At 73.6% G+C, this 19,766-nt stretch carries 13 protein-coding genes and 3 pseudogenes; 9 read left to right on the top strand and 7 right to left on the bottom strand.

Annotated elements, in window-relative coordinates; genetic code table 11:
• Positions 1–622: UvrD-helicase domain-containing protein (locus tag SSNG_RS23505; RefSeq protein ID WP_206731406.1), on the bottom strand; the 622-nt coding region annotated here is incomplete at its 3' end.
• 306 nt (positions 623–928) lie between these two features.
• Positions 929–1,285: an MGMT family protein gene (locus tag SSNG_RS23500; RefSeq protein WP_042801719.1), complete on the bottom strand. Its 357-nt coding sequence runs from the start codon at positions 1,283–1,285 to the stop codon at positions 929–931.
• A gap of 110 nt (positions 1,286–1,395) precedes the next feature.
• Here SSNG_RS23500 and SSNG_RS23495 point away from each other — a divergent pair.
• Positions 1,396–4,107: pseudogene (locus tag SSNG_RS23495) on the top strand (lysylphosphatidylglycerol synthase transmembrane domain-containing protein).
• 223 nt (positions 4,108–4,330) lie between these two features.
• Here the strand turns inward: SSNG_RS23495 and SSNG_RS23490 are convergent.
• Complete coding sequence (locus SSNG_RS23490; protein ID WP_241695101.1) at positions 4,331–5,062, bottom strand: YwiC-like family protein; 732 nt, start codon at positions 5,060–5,062, stop codon at positions 4,331–4,333.
• A gap of 218 nt (positions 5,063–5,280) precedes the next feature.
• On the opposite strand from SSNG_RS23490, the pseudogene SSNG_RS23485 reads away from it, so the two are divergent.
• From SSNG_RS23485 to SSNG_RS23455, 8 genes and pseudogenes are all read left to right on the top strand, one after another.
• Positions 5,281–9,020, top strand: a pseudogene (locus SSNG_RS23485) (nitrate reductase subunit alpha).
• 2 nt (positions 9,021–9,022) lie between these two features.
• Complete coding sequence (gene narH / locus SSNG_RS23480) at positions 9,023–10,546, top strand: nitrate reductase subunit beta (protein ID WP_007266393.1); 1,524 nt, start codon at positions 9,023–9,025, stop codon at positions 10,544–10,546.
• Entirely contained in the window at positions 10,543–11,202 is a 660-nt protein-coding gene (gene narJ, locus SSNG_RS23475) for a nitrate reductase molybdenum cofactor assembly chaperone (RefSeq protein WP_007266392.1), read from the top strand. Before narH ends, narJ begins: the two co-directional genes overlap by 4 nt.
• Positions 11,202–11,927, top strand: a complete 726-nt coding sequence (gene narI / locus SSNG_RS23470) for a respiratory nitrate reductase subunit gamma (RefSeq protein ID WP_007266391.1) — start codon at positions 11,202–11,204, stop codon at positions 11,925–11,927. Before narJ ends, narI begins: the two co-directional genes overlap by 1 nt.
• Complete coding sequence (locus SSNG_RS23465; RefSeq protein WP_007266390.1) at positions 11,924–13,144, top strand: TIGR04053 family radical SAM/SPASM domain-containing protein; 1,221 nt, start codon at positions 11,924–11,926, stop codon at positions 13,142–13,144. The genes narI and SSNG_RS23465 overlap by 4 nt, the downstream gene beginning before the upstream one ends.
• Positions 13,132–14,139, top strand: a complete 1,008-nt coding sequence (hemG, locus tag SSNG_RS23460; RefSeq protein WP_007266389.1) for a protoporphyrinogen oxidase — start codon at positions 13,132–13,134, stop codon at positions 14,137–14,139. The genes SSNG_RS23465 and hemG overlap by 13 nt, the downstream gene beginning before the upstream one ends.
• A gap of 65 nt (positions 14,140–14,204) precedes the next feature.
• Entirely contained in the window at positions 14,205–14,519 is a 315-nt protein-coding gene (locus tag SSNG_RS45340; protein ID WP_347232462.1) for a hypothetical protein, read from the top strand.
• 65 nt (positions 14,520–14,584) lie between these two features.
• Entirely contained in the window at positions 14,585–16,138 is a 1,554-nt protein-coding gene (locus SSNG_RS23455; RefSeq protein ID WP_007266388.1) for an alpha/beta hydrolase, read from the top strand.
• A 76-nt stretch (positions 16,139–16,214) separates the two neighbouring features.
• Here the strand turns inward: SSNG_RS23455 and moeZ are convergent, their stop codons facing one another.
• The 4 genes and pseudogenes from moeZ to SSNG_RS42290 all read right to left on the bottom strand — a co-directional run.
• Entirely contained in the window at positions 16,215–17,393 is a 1,179-nt protein-coding gene (gene moeZ, locus SSNG_RS23450) for an adenylyltransferase/sulfurtransferase MoeZ (protein ID WP_007266387.1), read from the bottom strand.
• A 63-nt stretch (positions 17,394–17,456) separates the two neighbouring features.
• Entirely contained in the window at positions 17,457–18,212 is a 756-nt protein-coding gene (locus SSNG_RS23445; protein WP_007266386.1) for a spherulation-specific family 4 protein, read from the bottom strand.
• A complete protein-coding gene (locus tag SSNG_RS23440; protein ID WP_042801717.1) occupies positions 18,200–19,207 on the bottom strand; it encodes an NAD-dependent epimerase/dehydratase family protein in 1,008 nt (335 codons plus the stop codon). The genes SSNG_RS23445 and SSNG_RS23440 overlap by 13 nt, the downstream gene beginning before the upstream one ends.
• 31 nt (positions 19,208–19,238) lie before the next feature.
• A pseudogene (locus SSNG_RS42290) lies at positions 19,239–19,766 on the bottom strand (hypothetical protein); the annotation flags it as partial.

The raw sequence follows: 19,766 nt of genomic DNA, 5'->3' as shown, positions 1-19,766 counted from the left end.
CGGCGCGGTGCAGGAGCTCCGCGTAGTCCAGGGAGCCCTGGAGGTCGAGGACGTCGAGGTACTCGGAGAGGAAGGCCGCGGCCGCCTTCCAGTCGGGGCGGCCGATGCGGTCGGCGAAGCCGGCGAGGGCTTCGGGGCCGAGGCCCAGTTCGCGGGCGCGGGCCAGGACGGCGCGGACCTCGTCGGCGAACCCGCGCGTGGTCAGCGCGGCCCGCAGGTCGTCCGGCCAGCGGATGGACCGCAGCCGCCGCTGGCCCTCCAGCAGGGTGCGGACCATCACGTCCTGCTCCGGGCCGGACAGCAGCCGCAGCGGGTCCGCGAACAGTTCGTGGTCCTGGTGGGCGCGGACCAGGCCGTAGCAGAAGGAGTGGAAGGTGGTGGCCTGCGGGGCGCGGGCGCCGCCGAGCCGCAGGGCGGCGCGGTCGCGCAGCTCCACGGCCGCCTTCCGGCTGAAGGTGAGGATCAGGATCCGGGCGGGGTCGGTGCCGGCCTCGACGCGGGCGGCGGCGGCCTCCACGAGGGTGGTGGTCTTGCCGGTGCCGGGGCCGGCCAGGACCAGCAGGGGTCCGCGGGTGTGATCAACCACCGCCCGCTGGGCTGCGTCCAGAACAGGGGGAGCCACCTGGACCGGCCCGGTGCGCACCAGGCGGTACGCGTCAGGCGTGCGCGTACGCCGCTCCGAGCGGCCGGGGGGAGAGGTGATCACGTGGGGTGCCGGTCCTGGTGGGTCTGCGGTTGCTGCGGTCTGCCCGGCGGCCGCGGCGGTCGGGAGGACCGCGGTCGCGTACGCCGAAGAGGCAACGCTACGCCAACCGCGCCGGCTGCCGCAGTCCGTCCCGCGGGGTGCGGAAGTCGCCCGGGAGTGCTCCGGTGCCGTCCTCCGTACGGGCCTTCGACCCTCCGTCCGCGTCTCGGATGCCGGAAGCTGTCAGGTGTGAGCCTCGTCGCCTCCGGCCCCCTCGTCGCGCCCGTCCCAGCGCGCCGCGCGCATGGCCAGCCGGGGTTCCCCGGAGGGGGTCTCGCGCAGCGGGGTGCCCTCGGTGCGGTAGTGCTCCAGGGCGCGCCGCTCGCTGCCGGGCAGGGGTACGCCGTCGGCCCGCACCACGCGCCACCAGGGCACGGCTCCTCCGTACAGGGCCATGACACGCCCGACTTGGCGCGGGCCGCCCTCGCCGAGCCACTCGGCGACGTCCCCGTACGTCATCACCCGGCCGGGCGGAATCCGCTCGGCCACCTCCAGTACCCGCTCCGCGTAGGCGGGCAGCTCATCGCTCATTCGGCACATGGTGCCGGATGCTCCGGCCGGTCTGGTGGAAGCTTTCCTTCCGTACCGGCGCGCACCCTGCTGCCCCGCGCGGCCGCCCGTCCGTGCCACCATCTTCCGGGCGGTGACTGGTGATACGTGATCAAGAAGAGACGGATGTGACGGCGAAGGAGCGGGTTGTGAGCCCTCCGGACGGCGCGGCGAGGGGCGATGACGCGCGCCCGGACGAGGCGCACCCCGACGACCCGCCCGGCCACACGCCGACGGAGGCCGACCGCGTCGAGGTCGACGAGCCGCTGCTCGCCGCGCGCGTGCACCGGCCCTCCGACCTGGTGCGCCTGCTCGCCGGGATCCTCGGCATCGCCGTCGTGCTCGGCATCGCCGCGTTCGCCCACGGCACCACCGCGGGCCTGGAGCAGGACATCACGCAGGGCACCGGCCAGGCGCCCGCCCTGCTGATCAAGGTCGCGGGGCTGGTGTCCAGCATCGCCGTGCTCCTCGTACCGGTGGCCTTCGCCATCGAGCGGCTGATCAAGCGCGACGGGCTGCGCATCGCCGACGGCGTCCTCGCGGCCGTCCTCGCGCACGGGGTGACCCTGGCCACCGACCTGTGGGTGTCCCAGGGCGCCCCCGGGACCATCCAGGACGCCCTGACGCGGGCCACGGCCACGTCAGGTTCCACCGACCCGGTGCACGGGTACCTCGCGCCGGTGATCGCGTACATGACGGCCGTCGGGATGACCCGGCGGCCCCGCTGGCGGGTCGCGCTGTGGGTGGTGCTGCTGTTGGACGCCTTCGCCATGCTGGTCAGCGGCTACACCACGCCGTTCTCGATCATCCTGACGGTGCTGATCGGCTGGACCGTGGCGTACGGGACCCTGTACGCCGTCGGCTCGCCGAACGTCCGGCCCACCGGGCAGAACCTCCTCGCCGGCCTGCGCCGCGTCGGCTTCCAGCCGGTCAGCGCGATGCGGGCGGAGGCCGCGGACGGGGACAGCACGGAGACCGGAGACCGCGGCCGGCGGTACCACGTCACGCTGGAGGACGGCCCGCCGCTGGACGTCACCGTCGTGGACCGGGAACAGCAGGCGCAGGGCTTCTTCTACCGGGTCTGGCGGCGGATGACCCTGCGCGGGATCACCACCCGGCGCAGCATCCAGTCGCTGCGCCAGGCCCTCGAACAGGAGGCCCTGCTCGCGTACGCGGCCATCGCGGCCGGGGCGAACGCGCCGAAGCTGATCGCCACCTCCGAGCTGGGCCCGGACGCGGTGATGCTCGTCTAACGAAACACCTGGGCGGCCGGAACCTGGACGCCCTCGCCGAACGAGGAGATCACCGACGAGCTGACCCGCAACGCGTGGGAGCAGGTACGGGCCCTCCAGTCGCGCCGGATCGCGCACCGCCGGCTCACCGGCGACGCGCTGGTGGTGGATCGTTCCGGCAAGGTGATCCTCACGGACCTGCGGGGCGGTGAGATCGCGGCCGGCGACCTGGTGCTGCGGATGGACGTCGCGCAGCTGCTGACCACGCTCGGCCTGCGGGTCGGCGCGGAGCGGTCGGTGGCCTCGGCGGTGTCGGTGCTCGGCCCGGACACGGTGGCGGACTGCCTGCCGCTGCTCCAGCCGATCGCGCTGAGCCGCTCCACCCGGGCGACCCTGCGCCGGCTGGCCCGGGAGCGGGCCGACCGGCAGCGGGAGGCCGTACTGGAGTCCTCGCGGGCGGCGAAGGCGGCGCGCGAGGGCGACTCCGAGGAAGCCGCGGCCCCGGCCGCCACAGCGGCGGCCGACCGCAAGGCCGAGAAGAGGGCGCTGGACGACGCCCTGGAGGGGGCGCGGGAGGAGGACCTGCTGAGCCAGATCCGCCAGCAGGTGCTGCTGATCCGCCCGCAGGCGCCGGTGGAGCCGGCCCGGCTGGAACGGATCCGGCCGCGCACGCTGGTGTCCTTCATCGCGGGTGCCTTCGGCGCGTACTTCCTGCTCACGCAGCTGGCCCACGTGGACTTCGCGACGATCATCTCCGACGCGCAGTGGGGCTGGGTCGGGGCGGCGCTGGCCTTCTCGGTGCTGACGTACTTCGCGGCGGCGATGAGCCTGCTGGGCTTCGTCCCGGAACGGGTCCCCTTCCTGCGGACGGTGGTCGCGCAGGTCGCGGGGTCCTTCGTGAAGCTGGTCGCCCCGGCGGCGGTCGGCGGTGTCGCGCTGAACACCCGGTTCCTCCAGCGGGCGGGCGTCCGGCCGGGACTGGCCGTGGCGAGCGTCGGCGCGTCGCAGCTGTTCGGGCTGGCGAGCCACATCCTGCTGCTGCTGGCCTTCGGCTACCTGACGGGCACCGAGAAGACCCCGGAGATGGCCCCGTCGAGGACGGTGATCGCGGGTCTGCTGACGGTGGCGGTGCTGGTGCTGGTCGTCACGGCGGTGCCGTTCCTGCGGAAGTTCGTGGTGACGCGGGTGCGGGCGCTGTTCGCGGGCGTGGTGCCGCGCATGCTGGACGTGCTCCAGCGGCCGCAGAAGCTGGTGACGGGCATCGGCGGGATGCTGCTGCTGACCGGCTGCTTCGTGATGTGCCTGGACGCCTCGATCCGCGCGTTCGGGGGCGGCGAGGCCATCAGCTACGCGAGCATCGCGGTGGTGTTCCTGGCGGGCAACGCGCTGGGCTCGGCGGCGCCGACGCCGGGCGGCATGGGCGCCGTGGAGACCACCCTGACGCTGGGTCTGATCGCGGCGGGGCTGGAGAAGGAGGTCGCGATCTCGGCGGTGCTGCTGTTCCGTCTGATGACCTTCTGGCTGCCGGTGCTGCCGGGGTGGGTGTCGTTCAACTTCTTGACGCGCAAGGAAGCGATCTAGCTCCGCGGGATCCGCCGCCTGGGTGGCCGGCCGCTGCGCGGGGCGAGGTCCCCTACCCGCCCTTCCACCGTTCCCTGGGGCTCCGCCCCAGACCCCGCGCCTCAATCGCCGGCGGGGCTGGTTTCAGCCCCGCCGGCGATTGAGGCGAGAACGGTTGAAGGGCGGGGAGGGGCGAGCACCGCGCAGCGGCACGCCACCCGCGGACGAATCACCGGCCCCCGCGTCAAGAGACGCACAGCACCGCCAGCAGGGCCCCCGCGCAGGCGAGTTCCGTCGCGCCGACGGTGGCCGGGCGCAGGCGCCGCCCGGGGAGGGCGGCCGCTCGGGCCAGGTACGCGGCGAAGGGGAGGGCCAGCCAGGGGGAGATGAGCGCGGCCAGCGCCAGCGCCGCGGCGTGGTACGCCACCGAGCCCCGCCGGTAGGCCCGGGAACCCCGCTCGCGGATCATCGTCTTCACGTACGGCACCGTCCCCGCGAAGTACAGCAGGCACGCCACCGCCGCCGGCCACGCCACCGCCGGGCCCAGCCCCCCGAGCCGGGCCGCGACCAGGGCCATGCCGCACGCAGGGACCACCGCCGCCAGGCCGTTGGCCAGGGCCCGTTCGCGGCCCCGCCACGCGTACCAGGTGTTGACCGCCAGGAAGGGCGCCGCCGCCGCGGCCGCGAGCAGCAGCCAGGGGTGGAGTACGGCCGGCGGTACGGCGGCGACCGCGCAGGCCCCGCCGAGGACCAGCGCGGGCAGGGCGTGCCGCCGTGCCGAGCGCAGCCCGCGCGCGTGCAGCCGCAGCCACTGCTGGCCGTGGAAGACCGCCGCGTACCCGAGCAGCCAGGCGGCCAGCAGCAGCACGTGCTGCCACCCGGGGTGCGGGGCCAGGACGGTGCCCGCGAGGAAGGGCACGACGAGCATCGCCCACGCCCCGTGCTGGTCCGGGATCCAATTCCGTTTCCGAGCCATGGAATCCATCCTTCCATGAATTCAAAGTGGAATTTTTCCGCGTGATTTGATTCCGCCGACCTCCGGACGGCCGGCCCGGGGAAAACCGGAAGTTGGTCACCCGCCGCCGGGACCTTTGCCGCCCTCCCAGGCCTTCCGACCGGCGTAGCGTCGGTGAACGGACCGCCTTTTCCGGGGCCGTCCCGTCCACTCCGTTTCCGGTCGCCTGGAGGGTCACCTTGAACGCGCGTGATTCCGTCGATTCAGCCCTCGATTCAACCGTCGGTTCAGCCGTCGACTCGCTCGTCCGGGCGGGGAGCTTCTTCACCCGCGCCGAGGTCTCCGACGACCTGCGCACGGTGCACCGGACCGGCGGCCGGGCCGCCGAGGCGTTCTACCGGGACCGGTGGAGCCACGACAAGGTGGTCCACTCCACCCACGGCGTGAACTGCACCGGTTCCTGCCGGTGGAAGGTGTTCGTCAAGGACGGGATCATCACCTGGGAGACCCAGGCCACCGACTACCCCTCCGTCGGCCCCGACCGCCCCGAGTACGAGCCCCGCGGCTGCCCGCGCGGCGCCTCGTTCTCCTGGTACTCCTACTCGCCCACCCGGGTGCGCTACCCCTACGTGCGCGGGGCGCTGCTGGAGATGTACCGCGAGGCCAAGGCACGCCTGGGCGATCCCGTCCTGGCCTGGGCCGACGTCCAGGGCGACCCCGAGCGCCGCCGCCGCTACCAGCGGGCGCGCGGCAAGGGCGGGCTGGTGCGCGCCACCTGGGAGGAGGCGCTGGAGATCACCGCCGCCGCGCACGTGCACACCATCAAGGAGCACGGCCCGGACCGGGTGGCCGGCTTCTCGCCGATCCCGGCGAAAAAAGAAAAACATCGCACGCCGCCGGCGCCCGCTTCCACTCCCTCATCGGCGCGCCGATGCTGAGCTTCTACGACTGGTACGCCGACCTGCCGGTGGCCTCGCCGCAGGTGTTCGGCGACCAGACCGACGTGCCCGAGTCGGGGGACTGGTGGGACGCCGCCTACCTGATGATGTGGGGGTCGAACGTCCCCGTCACCCGTACCCCCGACGCGCACTGGATGGCCGAGGCCCGCTACCGCGGGCAGAAGGTCGTGACGGTTTCCCCGGATTTCGCGGACAACACGAAATTCGCCGACGAGTGGATGCACCCGCACCCGGGTACGGACGGCGCGCTGGCCCTCGCGATGGGGCACGTCATCCTGAAGGAATTCTTCGTGGAGAAGGAGACCCCCTTCTTCACGGATTACGTCCGCCGGTACACGGACCTTCCTTTCCTGGTCTCGCTGCGGGAAACGGAGCACGGGCTGGTCCCGGGCAAGTTCGTCACCGCCGCCGATCTCGGGCAGGACACCGAGAACGCCGACTGGAAGACCGTCCTGGTCGACGCCGCCACCGGCGAGCCCGTCGTCCCGAACGGCACCCTCGGGCACCGCTGGGGCAAGAACGAGACCCCCGAGTGGAACCTGGACCTCGGCGGCACCGTCCCCCGGCTGACGCTCCTCCCGGAAGGCGAGAGCGCCGAGATCGTGCTCCCGCGCTTCGAGGACGACGAGCGGGCCGACGGGCGGGCCGACGGGCGGGCCGACGAGCGGGGCGACGGGCAGGCCGACGGGCAGCGCGGCACCGTACGCCGGGGCGTGCCCGTACGCCGTATCGGCGGGAAGCTCGTGACCACCGTCTTCGACCTGATGCTCGCCCAGTACGGGGTGGCCCGCGAGGGCCTGCCCGGCCAGTGGCCCACCGGCTACGAGGACGCCTCCCAGCCCGGTACCCCCGGCTGGCAGGAGTCGCTGACCTCGGTGCCCGCCGCGCAGGCGGCCCGGGTGGCACGGGAGTTCGCGCAGACGGCCGAGGCCTCGCGGGGCCGCTGCATGATCCTGATGGGGGCCGGCACCAACCACTGGTTCCACTCGGAGACCATCTACCGCTCCTTCCTCGCCCTGCTCACCCTCACCGGCTGCCAGGGCCGCAACGGCGGCGGCTGGGGCCACTACGTCGGCCAGGAGAAGTGCCGTCCGGTCACCGGCTGGGCCACCCTGGCCGCCGCCTCCGACTGGTCGCGCCCGCCGCGCCAGATGATCGGCGCCGCCTGGTTCTACCTGCACACCGGCCAGTGGCGCTACGACACCCTGCCCGCGGAGGCCCTGGCCTCCCCGCTCGCCGAGGGGGCCTTCGAGGGCATGAGCGGCGCGGACTGCCTGGCGGCGAGCGCCCGGATGGGCTGGATGCCCTCGTACCCGACCTTCGACCGCAACCCCCTGGAGCTGGGCGAGGGCGCCGACCCGGTGGCGGACGCGGTGCGCGCGCTGGAGGAGGGCACGCTCGGCTTCGCCGGCGAGGACCCCGACGACCCGCGCAACTGGCCGCGCGTGCTGAACGTGTGGCGGGCCAACCTGCTCGGCTCCAGCTCGAAGGGCAACGAGTACTTCCTCAAGCACCTGCTCGGCACGCACTCCAACCTCCCCGACGACGGTCCGCGCTGCGCGCCCAGGGACGTCACGTACCGGGAGGAGGACGTGGAGGGCAAGCTCGACCTGCTGATGTCGATGGACTTCCGGATGACGTCCACGACGCTGCTGTCGGACGTGGTCCTGCCGGCCGCCACCTGGTACGAGAAGCACGACCTGTCCTCCACGGACATGCACCCCTTCCTGCACGCCTTCACCCCCGCCGTGGACCCGCCCTGGCAGGCCCGCTCCGACTTCGACGCCTTCCGCGGCCTCGCCGAGCGCTTCGGCGAGCTCGCCGCCACCCACCTCGGCGTACGCCGGGACCTGGTGGCGACCGCCCTCCAGCACGACACCCCGGGCGGCGAGATGGCCCAGCCGGGCGGCGTCGCGCTGGACTGGTCGAAGGGCGAGTGCGAGCCCGTACCGGGGCGGACGATGTACGACCTGAAGGTCGTCGAGCGGGACTACGGGGCGGTCGGCGAGAAGTTCACCGCGCTCGGCCCGCTGGTCGACCGGCTCGGCGTGACCACGAAGGCGATCACCTTCGACGTGGCCGAGGAGGTCGCCCACCTCGGCGAGAAGAACGGCCTGGTCAGGGGCGGGGCGGGGAACGGCCGCCCGCGGCTGGACACCGCGCGGCGGGCCTGTGAGGCGATCCTCGCCCTGTCCGGGACCAGCAACGGCCGGCTCGCGACCCAGGGCTTCGAGACCCTGGAGAAGAAGGTCGGCACGCACATGGCCCACCTGGCCGCCGAGGCGGAGGGCAAGCGGATCTCCTTCGCCGACACCCAGGCCCGCCCGGTCCCGGTGATCACCTCGCCGGAGTGGTCGGGTTCGGAGTCCGGCGGGCGCCGCTACACCGCCTTCACCGTCAACACCGAGCACCTCAAGCCCTGGCACACCCTCACCGGCCGCCAGCACTTCTTCATCGACCACGACTGGCTGCACGAGGTCGGGGAGTCGCTGCCCGTCTACAAGCCGCCGCTGAACATGCACACCCTGTACGGGGAGCCCGAACTGGGCGTCGTCGACCAGAAGTCGGTGGCCGTCCGCTACCTGACCCCGCACAACAAGTGGGCGATCCACAGCCAGTACCAGGACAACCTCTACATGATGACCCTGGGCCGGGGCGGGCAGACGGTGTGGATGTCCCCGCAGGACGCCGAGGCGATCGGGGTCGCCGACAACGACTGGATCGAGGCGGTCAACCGCAACGGCGTGGTCACCGCCCGCGCGATCGTCTCCCACAAGATGCCCCCCGGCACCGTCTACATGAACCACGCGCAGGAGCGCACGGTCGGCGTGCCGAAGACCGCGAAGACGGGCCGCCGCGGCGGCATCCACAACTCGCTGACCCGGGTGATGCTCAAGCCCACCCACCTCATCGGCGGCTACGCCCAGCTGACCTGGGCCTTCAACTACCTGGGGCCGACCGGCAACCAGCGCGACGAGGTGACGGTCATCCGCCGCCGCGACCAGAAGGTGGAGTTCTAGGCATGAAGGTCATGGCGCAGGTCGCGATGGTCATGAACCTCGACAAGTGCATCGGCTGCCACACCTGTTCGGTCACCTGCAAGCAGGCGTGGACCAACCGGCAGGGCACCGAGTACGTCTGGTTCAACAACGTCGAGACCCTCCCCGGGCAGGGCTACCCGCGCCGCTGGGAGGACCAGGAGAAGTGGAAGGGCGGCTGGGAGCGCACCCGCTCCGGCCGGCTGCGGCTGCGCGCCGGCGGCCGCCTCGCCAAGCTCGGCAAGATCTTCGCCAATCCGGAGATGCCCGAGATCGACGACTACTACCAGCCGTGGAGCTACGAGTACAAGAACCTCACCGACGCCCCGGCGGGCGACGACCTCCCCACCGCCCGGCCCGTCTCCCAGCTCACCGGCGAACCCCTGGACACCATCCGGTGGGGCCCCAACTGGGACGACAACCTCGGCGGCGCCCCGGCCCACGCGCCGAAGGACCCGGTCGTGGAGAAGATCCGCGAAGAGGTCGGGGAGCGGATCCGCTTCGAGTTCGAGCAGAGCTTCATGTTCTACCTCCCCCGGATCTGCGAGCACTGCCTCAACCCGGCGTGCGTCTCCTCCTGCCCCTCGGGCGCCATGTACAAGCGGGAGGAGGACGGCATCGTCCTCGTCGACCAGGACCGCTGCCGCGGCTGGCGCATGTGCGTGACCGGATGCCCCTACAAGAAGGTGTACTTCAACCACCGCACCGGCAAGGCCGAGAAGTGCACGTTCTGCTTCCCGCGCGTCGAGGTCGGCATGCCCACCGTCTGCTCGGAGACCTGCGTGGGCCGGATGCGCTACCTCGGCGTCATGCTCTACGACGCCGACAAGGTCGCCGGGGCCGCCGCCGTCGAGGACGAGCACGACCTCTACCCGGCCCAGCTGGAGTGCTTCCTCGACCCGCACGACCCGGCCGTGGTCGCCGCCGCCCGCGAGGCCGGCCTGACCCGGGAGTGGATCGAGGCCGCGCAGCGCTCCCCCGTCTACGACCTGATCGCCACCTACCAGGTCGCCCTGCCCCTGCACCCGGAGTACCGGACCATGCCGATGGTCTGGTACGTGCCCCCGCTCTCCCCCGTCGTCGAGGCGGTCGCCGCCACCGGCAGCGACGGCGAGGACGCCGGGAACCTCTTCGGCGCCATCGACGCCCTGCGCATCCCCGTCGAGTACCTCGCCGAGGTCCTCACGGCCGGCGACACCCACGTCGTGGAGGCCGTGCTGCACCGGATGGCCGCGATGCGCGCCTACATGCGGAAGATCAACCTGGGCGAGGAGCGGGACGAGTCCGTCGCCGGCGCCGTCGGCCTGACCGGCGCCGAGATGGAGGACATGTTCCGGCTCCTGGCCGTCGCCAAGCTGGAGGACCGCTTCGTCATCCCGACAGCGGCCCGCGCCGACGCCGACGCCCTCGCCGCCGCCCACCCGCTGGACGCGCAGTGCCCCGTCGGCGAACGGCCCGGGAAGCCCCGCGTGATGCTCAACCTCAGCCCCACCAGGAGGAGCTCGTGACCCCCGACGCCCTGGTGCGCCTCGTCGCGGGCTGCGTCCTGCAGTACCCCGGCGACCGCTTCCACGACGAACTCCCCCGCCTGCGGGCCGCCCTGGCCGGGGCGCCCGCCGAACCGGCAGCGCTGCTCGGCGCGTTCCTCGACGAGGCCGGGGGGATGACCCCGATCGGCCTGTGCGAGCGGTACACCTCCACCTTCGACACCCGCAACCGGCGCTGCCTCTACCTGACCTGGTGGACGGACGGCGACACGCGCCGGCGCGGGCTCTCCCTCGTCCGGCTGAAGCGGATCTACCGGGACTTCGGGCTGGAGTACGCGGGCGAGGGGCTGCCCGACTTCCTGCCCGCCGCGCTGGAGTTCGCCGCGCTGCGCGAGGAGGCCGGCACCGAGCTGCTCCAGGAGCACCGGGCCGGGCTGGAACTGCTGCGGCTCGCGCTCACCGAGTCCGCCAGCCCGTACGCCCGGGTGCTGGAGGCCGTCTGCACGACGCTGCCCGGGCCCTCCCCCGCGACGAAGGCCGAGGCGAAGGCCCTCGCACGGAGCGGGCCGCCGCAGGAGCTGGTGGGCGCCGGCTCCCCACCGGAACCCTTCGGCCCTGGCATCGACCGGCCCGTGGACCTCCCGTGGCCCACCTCCCCGGAAAGGAAGACGGCCTGATGGACCTCGTCCTGTGGGGCGTGCTGCCGTACGTCTCGATCGCCCTGCTCGTGGCCGGCACGGTCTGGCGGGCCCGCTACGACGCCTTCGGCTGGACCACCCGCTCCTCCCAGCTGTACGAGTCGCGGCTGCTGCGGATCGGCTCCCCGCTCTTCCACTTCGGCATGCTCTTCGTGGTCCTCGGCCACGTGGTGGGCCTGCTGGTCCCGATGGAGTGGACCGACGCGCTCGGGCTGAGCGACCACGCCTACCACCTGCTGGCCGTCTCCACCGGCGCGGTCGCGGGCGTCGCCGCCGCCGCCGGCATCGGGATCCTCGTGTACCGGCGCCTCACGGTGCCCGCCGTACGCCGGGCCACGCTGCGCAGCGACCACCTGATGTACACCGTCCTGCTGGGGGCGATGCTGCTGGGCCTGACGGCCACTGTCCTCAACTCCACCGGGCGGACCGGGGACTACAACTACCGCGAGGGCATCTCGGTCTGGTTCCGCAGCCTGTTCGCCCTCTCCCCCGACTACCACCTGATGGCGGGGGCACCGCTCGCCTTCAAGCTGCACGTCCTGTTCGGCTTCACGCTCTTCGCGCTGATCCCGTACTCGCGGCTGGTCCACATGTTCTCCGCGCCGCTGAAGTACCTGTTCCGCCCGTTCGTGGTCTACCGCAAGCGGGACCCGGAGCTGACCTCCAACCGCCCGGACCGGCGCGGCTGGGAGCGGGTGTCATGACGGCACGCACCCCGCGCGAAGTCGTCCGCACCCCCCGCCACGACGTCGCCGAACGCCCCTTCCTCGTCATCTGGGAGGCCACCCGGGCCTGCGAACTGGCCTGCCTGCACTGCCGGGCCGAAGCGCGGACCGCCCGCGACCCGCGCGAACTGGACGGGGCCGACGCCCGCCGCGTGATGGACCAGACGGCCGGCTTCGGCAAGCCCGCGCCCCTCTTCGTGATCACCGGCGGCGACCCCTTCCAGCGCCCCGACCTCACCGGCCTCATCGCGTACGGCACCTCGCTGGGCCTGCGCGTCGCCGTCTCCCCCTCCGGCACACCCACCCTCACCCGGGAGAACCTCCAGGCCGTGCGCGACGCCGGCGCGGTGGCGCTCTCGCTCTCCCTGGACGGCTCCACCCCCGAACGGCACGACTCCTTCCGGGGCGTCCCCGGTGTCTGGGAACGGACCCTGGAGGGCTGGCGGGCCGCCCGCGACATCGGCCTCAAGGTGCAGGTCAACACCACCGTCAGCCGCCGCAGCCTGGACGACCTCGCCGATGTCGCGGCTCTGGTCCGCCGCGAGGGCGCGATGCTCTGGTCCGGCTTCCTCCTCGTCCCGGCCGGACGCGCGCAGCAGCTGGAGTCGCTGACCGCCGCCGAGACCGAGGACGTCCTGCACTTCCTCTACGACTGCGGGGCGGTCCTCGCCGCCAAGACCACCGAGGGCCACCACTTCCGCCGCGTCGTGCTCCAGCGGACCGTCCTCGAAGCACGCGGCGAACGGCCCGCGCCGGGACCCCTGTACGAGCGGCTGCACGCCCGCGCCGGCCGGCTCGGGCTCTTCGACGGGGAGCGCCGGGCGGTGCGCCGACCCCCGCTGGACGTCTCGTCCGGGCGCGGCCTCGTCTTCGTCTCGCACACCGGCGAGGTGCACCCCAGCGGCTTCCTGCCGCTGTCGGCGGGCAGCGTGAAGGACCGCCCGCTGACGGAGATCTACCGTCAGGCGCCGCTGTTCACCTCGCTGCGCGACCCGGCACTGCTGCGCGGCCGCTGCGGGGCCTGCGAGTTCAAGCAGGTGTGCGGGGGCTCGCGCTCGCGCGCCTACGGCACCACCGGGGACGTGCTCGCCGAGGACCCGTACTGCGCGTACGAGCCCGGCCGCTTCCCCTACCAGGAGGAACTGCGGCACCTGACCCGGGGCGCCGCCGGAAGGAGCACCCCGTGCGTTCGGTGATCATCGTGGGCGGCGGCATCAGCGGTCTGGCCGCCGCCTGGGAACTGCGGGGCGCGGCCGACGTCACCGTCCTGGAGGCCGGCCCCCGGGTCGGCGGGAAGCTGCGTACGGGCACCGTCGCCGGCATCCGCGTCGACGAGGGCGCGGAGTCCCTGATGGCGCTGCGGCCGGAAGCCGTGGAGCTGGCCGCGGCCGTCGGGCTCGGCGACGCCCTGTGCGACCCGGCCCGCGCGGCCACCACCGTCTGGACGGGCGGCGCGCTGCGCCCGCTGCCGCCGGGCCACGTCATGGGCATCCCCGTCGATCCGGCGGCGCTGGCCGGCACCGGGCTGCTGTCGGCGGCGGGTCAGAGCCGGATCGAGCGGGAGGGGACCCTGCCCGCCGCGCCCGTCACGGGGGACTGCTCGGTGACGGAGTACCTGGCCGCCCGCCTCGGCCCGGAGGCGGTGGACCGGCTGGTCGAACCGCTGCTCGGCGGGGTGTACGCGGGCCGCGCCGACCGGCTCTCGCTGCGCGCGGCGATGCCCCGGATCGCCGCCCTGGCGGAGCGGGGCGAGCCGCTGCTGCCCGCGCTGCGCCGGATGCGGGCGGCCGCAGCGGCGCGGGCGGCGGGCCCGGCGCCCGCGGCCGTCCGGGGCGTGAGCGGCGGCACCGGCCTGTTCCCGCGGGCGGTGGCCCGGGCGTCGGGGGCGCGGATCCTCACCGGGACGGCGGCCCGCTCGCTGGAGCGGCTGCCGGGCGACCGGTGGCGGGTGGCGGCGGTGACGGCCGACAAAAAAGCTGACCCTGCAGGCGGACGCCGTGGTCCTGGCGGTGCCGGCGTTCGCGGCGGCGGAGCTGCTGCGGCCGCACGCGCCGCTCGCGGGGGAGGAGCTCGCGGGGGTCCCGTACGCCTCGACGGCGGTCGTCACCCTGGTGTACTCCCGCGGCCGGGCCCGGGCCTTCCCGGAGGGCAACGGCTTCCTGGTCCCGCCGGCGGACAGGGCACACGCTGAAGGCGGCCTCGTTCCTGTCCAACAAGTGGGCCTGGCTGCGGGACGCGGCACCGGCGGAGTTCGTGGTGCGCGCCTCCGTCGGCCGGTTCGGCGAGGAGGGCCCGGACCGCCCCGACCGGCACCTGATCCGTACGGTGACGGCCGAACTCCGCCGGGCGGTCGGCCCGATGGGCGACCCGCACGCCGCCCGGGTGACCCGCTGGGACCGGGGCCTGCCCCAGTACGGCGTCGGCCACCTGGACCGGGTGGCCCGGATCCGCGGGGCCGCCGCGAAGCTCCCGGGCCTGGCCCTGTGCGGGGCGGCGTACGAGGGCGTGGGCGTGGCCGCCTGCGTCGCCTCCGGCCGCGCCGCCGCCCGGGAGGCCGTCGCCGCCACCTGACGGCGCCGCCCCCCGAACGGGTCAGCGCGGGGGCGGGGCCGGGGGCGGGCCCACAGGATGGGGGCATGCCGAGAAACGTCCTGCGGGCCACCACCGCCGCCGCGCTCGCCGCCACGCTGCTCGCCACCGGCGCCTGTTCCGACGGCGGCGGCAGCAGCGGGCAGAGAACCGGCACGGGGGCCGCCGAACCGGTCAAGCCCCTGTCCTGGGGCGATTGCGACGCCCCCACGGCCGCCGAGGGCGGCGGGCAGGCACCGGGCCGGGACTGGCAGTGCGCCACCCTCGACGTACCGCTCGACTACGCCGAACCCGGGGGCGAGACCATCCCCATCGCCCTGATCCGCGCGAAGGCCCGCGACAAGTCCAAGCGGCTCGGCTCGCTGGTGTTCAACTTCGGCGGGCCCGGCGGTTCCGGGATCTCCACCCTGCCCGGCGCCGCCAAGGAGTACGAGGCCCTGCGCGCCCGGTACGACCTGGTGAGCTTCGACCCGCGCGGGGTCGGCCGCAGCGCCCCCGTCCGCTGCGAGGACGACAAGCAGCTCGACGCGTACTACGCGCAGGACTCCTCCCCCACCACCCCGGAGCAGGAGAAGGCCTTCCTCGACGGCCTCCGCACGTACCAGCAGGCCTGCAAGGCCAACTCCGGCAAGGTGCTCCCGTACGTGGGGACCGAGAACGCGGCCCGCGACCTGGACCGGATCCGCCAGGCCCTCGGCGACGAGAAGCTGAACTACTTCGGGATCTCCTACGGCACCGAACTCGGCGGGGTCTACGCCCACCTGTTCCCGAAGAACGTGGGCCGGGCGGTCTTCGACGCCGTGGTGGACCCCACCAAGGACTCCGAACAGGGCGCGCTGGGGCAGGCGAAGGGCTTCCAGCTGGCCCTCGGCAACTTCGCCCAGGACTGCGTGAACCGCGGCGACCAGTGCCGGATCCAGGGCAGCACCGCCAAGGAGATCGAGGACAACGTCATCAAGCTGCAGAAGGCCCTGGCCGCCAGGCCCATCGCCGGCATCGGCGACCGGAAGCTCACCGAGTCCCAGGCGACGAACGGCATCGCCCAGGCGCTCTACTCCAAGGAGCTGTGGCCGCTGCTGGAACAGGGCCTGGACGAGGCCGAGGGCGGTCAGGGACAGCTGCTGATGGCCCTGTCCGACGCCCTCAACGGCCGCGACCAGAACGGCCGGTACAGCAACATCGGCGCGGCCAACACCGCCATCAACTGCGCCGACTCCAAGGAGCGCTACACCCTGGAGGAGACCAAGGCCCGGCTGCCGGAGTTCCGCAAGGCCTCGCCCGTCTTCGGGGAGTTCCTCGGCTGGGCGATGCTGAGCTGCACCGACTGGCCGGTGGCCGGCGCCTGGAAGACCCCGGACGTGTCCGCGCCCGGCGCCGCCCCGATCCTGGTGATCGGCAACACCGGTGACCCGGCGACCCCGTACGAGGGCGCCCGCGCGATGGCCGAGCGGCTCGGCAAGGGCGTGGGCGTGGAGCTGACGTACAAGGGCGAGGGGCACGGCGCGTACAACAGCGGCGACAAGTGCGTGCAGGGCGCGGTGAACGCGTACCTGCTGGACGGGAAGGTGCCGGGCGCGGGCACCGTCTGCACGGCGGCCTGACCCGGGCCGGGCATGCGGAAGGGGCCGCACCCGCCGGGCGGGTACGGCCCCTTCCGCAACTGCTGGCAGACCGGTGCTAGTAGACCGGCTTCTCCGGCTCGATCTGGTGGACCCAGCCGATGACGCCGCCGCCGACGTGGACCGCGTCGGCGAAGCCCGCGGACTTCAGGACCGCGAGGACTTCCGCACTGCGGACACCCGTCTTGCAGTGCAGGACGATCTTCTTGTCCTGCGGCAGGTCCTGGAGGGCGGTGCCCATCAGGAACTCGCCCTTGGGGATCAGCTTCGCGCCGGGGATCGAGACGATCTCGTACTCGTTCTTCTCGCGGACGTCGATGATCTCGATGTTCTCGCCGTCGTCGATCCACTCCTTGAGCTGCTTGGGAGTGATCGTGGAGCCGGCGGCGGCCTCCTGGGCCTCCTCCGAGACGACGCCGCAGAAGGCCTCGTAGTCGATGAGCTCGGTGACGGTCGCGTTCGGACCGCAGACCGCGCAGTCGGGGTCCTTGCGGACCTTGACCTGGCGGTACTGCATCTCCAGGGCGTCGTAGATCATCAGACGGCCGACGAGCGGCTCGCCGACGCCGGTGAGGACCTTGATGGCCTCGGTGACCTGGATCGAGCCGATGGACGCGCAGAGCACGCCCAGCACGCCGCCCTCGGCGCAACTCGGGACCATGCCCGGCGGCGGGGGCTCCGGGTAGAGGCAGCGGTAGCAGGGACCGTGCTCGGACCAGAAGACCGAGGCCTGGCCGTCGAAGCGGTAGATCGAACCCCACACGTACGGCTTGTTCAGCAGCACGCAGGCGTCGTTGACCAGGTAACGGGTGGCGAAGTTGTCCGTGCCGTCGACGATGAGGTCGTACTGGCTGAAGATCTCCATCACGTTGTCGGCTTCGAGCCGCTCTTCGTGCAGGACCACGTTGACGTACGGGTTGATGCCCAGCACGCTGTCGCGGGCGGACTCGGCCTTGGAACGGCCGATGTCCGACTGGCTGTGGATGATCTGGCGCTGCAGGTTCGACTCGTCGACCTCGTCGAACTCCACGATGCCCAGGGTGCCGACGCCGGCCGCGGCCAGGTACATGAGGGCGGGCGAGCCGAGGCCGCCCGCGCCCACGGCCAGCACCTTGGCGTTCTTCAGGCGCTTCTGGCCGTCCATCCCGACGTCCGGGATGATCAGGTGGCGGGAGTACCGACGGACCTCGTCAACGGTGAGCTCAGCAGCTGGCTCTACCAGGGGTGGCAGCGACACGGGGACTCCGTAGATGGGTAAGTCTGAACGTTGGTTCTCCCCGTAACACTGCCACGCCCTTCTTCATTCCGAGACACCCGGTCCGATACGTGAGACGATTTCGTCCCAGTACGCGGGCATCGACGCCCAGGGGTCCCGGTCGGGTGCGCCCCGGCGGTCGGTGAACCAGATGGTTCCCGCACCCTGCCAGCGGGCGATGCGGACCGCCTCCTCCAGGTGGGTGCGGGGCACCCCGTGGACCAGGTGGCAGAACCGCTCCGGCGGGTGGTCCGCCGTCCACTCCGCCACCTGCGACCAGCGGTAGTCGGCCCAGGCCCCGGAGAAGGTGACCAGCTGGTCGGCGGCCTCCACGTAGCCCTCGTAGGGGTGCGTGCCGTGCCCCAGCACGATCCGCAGCCCCTCGCCGAGCCCGCGCAGGGCATCGGTCACCCGGCGCACGGCGGGCAGGTCCGCCCGGCCGGCGGGGGTGCCGGCCAGGTAGAAGCCGCCGATCCCGTACCAGTCGCGGAAGCGGTGCGCGTCGGAGAGCAGCTCCCCGAAGGACCGGGAGCCGTCCCGCATGGCGAGATGCCCGAGGACCGTCCCGCCCGCGGCCCGCAGCTTCGCGGCCGCCTCGGTGCAGTGCGGGTCGGGACGGCCGCCGGGCCCGTCGGTGACGTTGAGCACCGCCCAGTGCAGCGGGGTCCCGGGGCGGGTCAGCTCGGCCCACTCCACCGGGGCGACCAGCGGGTGCGCGTAGCCCGGGATGCCCAGGCCGAGCCGGCCGGCCTCGGTCGCGGCCGCCGCCGTGGCCCCCGGCGGGGTGGTCAGATACGGCACGCCGCCTCCATCCAGATGTCCGCGAGGGACTCCTCCAGGTTGATCCGGGGCCGCCAGCCGAGCCGGTCCCGGGCGGTGCGCACGTCGGCCTGCTGCCAGGCGCCGCAGCCGTCGGGGTAGGGGTACGTCTGGGGTGCCGCCGCGAGCTGCTCGGCGGTGGCCTCGGAGCGGGGGGAGCCGATGGCGGAGAGGCCCTGCGGCCGGCCGCCGTGCCCGAGGCCGTGCCGGTCGTTTCCGTGCGGTACGTCCAGCTCGTTGAGGGCGCCGCCGTAGCCGGCGACCCGGGCGAGGACGGCCGCCGCGTCGCGCAGCCGGACGGCGCGGCCGGTGCCGATGTTCACGACCCCCTGGGCGGCGGACAGGGAGGCCGCGTGCACGGCCCGCGCGACGTCCCGTACGTCGACGAAGTCGCGCTGCACCCCGAGGCCGCTGAGCTTGAGCTCGCCGTCCCCGGACTGCATGGCCCGCCGCATGGCCTCGGCGAGCCGGCCCAGCGGGGAGCCGGCCGGGGTGCCGGGCCCGACGGGCGAGAACACGCGGAGCACGACGGCGTCCAGCCCGGAGCCGAGGACCAGCTCGGTGGCGGCGAGTTTGCTGACGCCGTACGGTCCGCCGGGTCTCGGGACGGCGTCCTCGGCCGTGGAGGAGCCGGGCTGGCTGGGCCCGTACTCGGCGGCGCAGCCGAGCTGGACGAGCCGGGCCCCGCAGCCGCTGCGGCGCAGGGACTCGCAGATGGTGGCGACGGCGACGGTGTTGTGCCGGGTCAGCTCGCGGGCGCCGCCGCGGGTGGCGCCCGCGCAGTTGATGACGACGCCCGGGTGGACGGCGTCCAGGAAGCGGGTGAGCGCGCCGGGGCTCCCGGTGGCGAGGTCGAAGCGGACGTCGGCGTCGTCGCCGCGGCCGAGCGCGGTGAGCTGCACGGCCGGGTCGGCGAGCAGCCGGTCGGCGACGTAGCGGCCGAGGTATCCGTTGGCTCCGATCAGCAGCACCCTCATCGCGCAACCCCTTGGTCGATTGGCTGGCCGGTCATGCTGTTTCTCCTTGGTGTCGGTGGGGCCGGTGACGCGCGTGTGCGGAGGCACGGGACAGCGCGAGGAAGGCGTGTACGAGGAGTCCCGCCGCGGCGGCGGGGACCGCCGCCGGGTCCGGGACCAGGGCGAGCGCGAGGGCCGCGGCGACGGGCGTGCGGTGCGCGCCGTGCCGCAGCAGCAGCCGGGCCAGGAACAGCAGCACCGCGAGCGGCACCGCCGTCCCCGGGGCGGCTGCGGTGACCGCGGCCGCCCCCGTGGCGGCCGCGGTGAACAGCAGGAGGATCCCGGCGAGCAGCGGCCGCGCCCCGGCGGCGAAGTCCTCCAGGGCCCGGCTGCCGGCGAGCCGGCGGCGCGCCCGGGCGGCGTAGAGGACCGCGGCGAGGTGTCCGGGGGCGACGGCCAGGGCGAGGGCGGCGCCGAGGGCCGGGCCGTGCCGGTGGACGGCCCAGCCGACGGCGGCCGCGGCCAGCAGGTGGGCGGCGCAGGGGAAGCGCCCGCCGGCGCTCCGCCCGGGCCAGACCAG

The organism is Streptomyces sp. C, assembly GCF_000158895.1.
GTDB classification, from domain to species: domain Bacteria; phylum Actinomycetota; class Actinomycetes; order Streptomycetales; family Streptomycetaceae; genus Streptomyces; species Streptomyces racemochromogenes.
The sequence above is the reverse complement of the archived record's forward strand: the minus strand, read 5'-3'. Positions and strand labels throughout refer to the sequence as shown.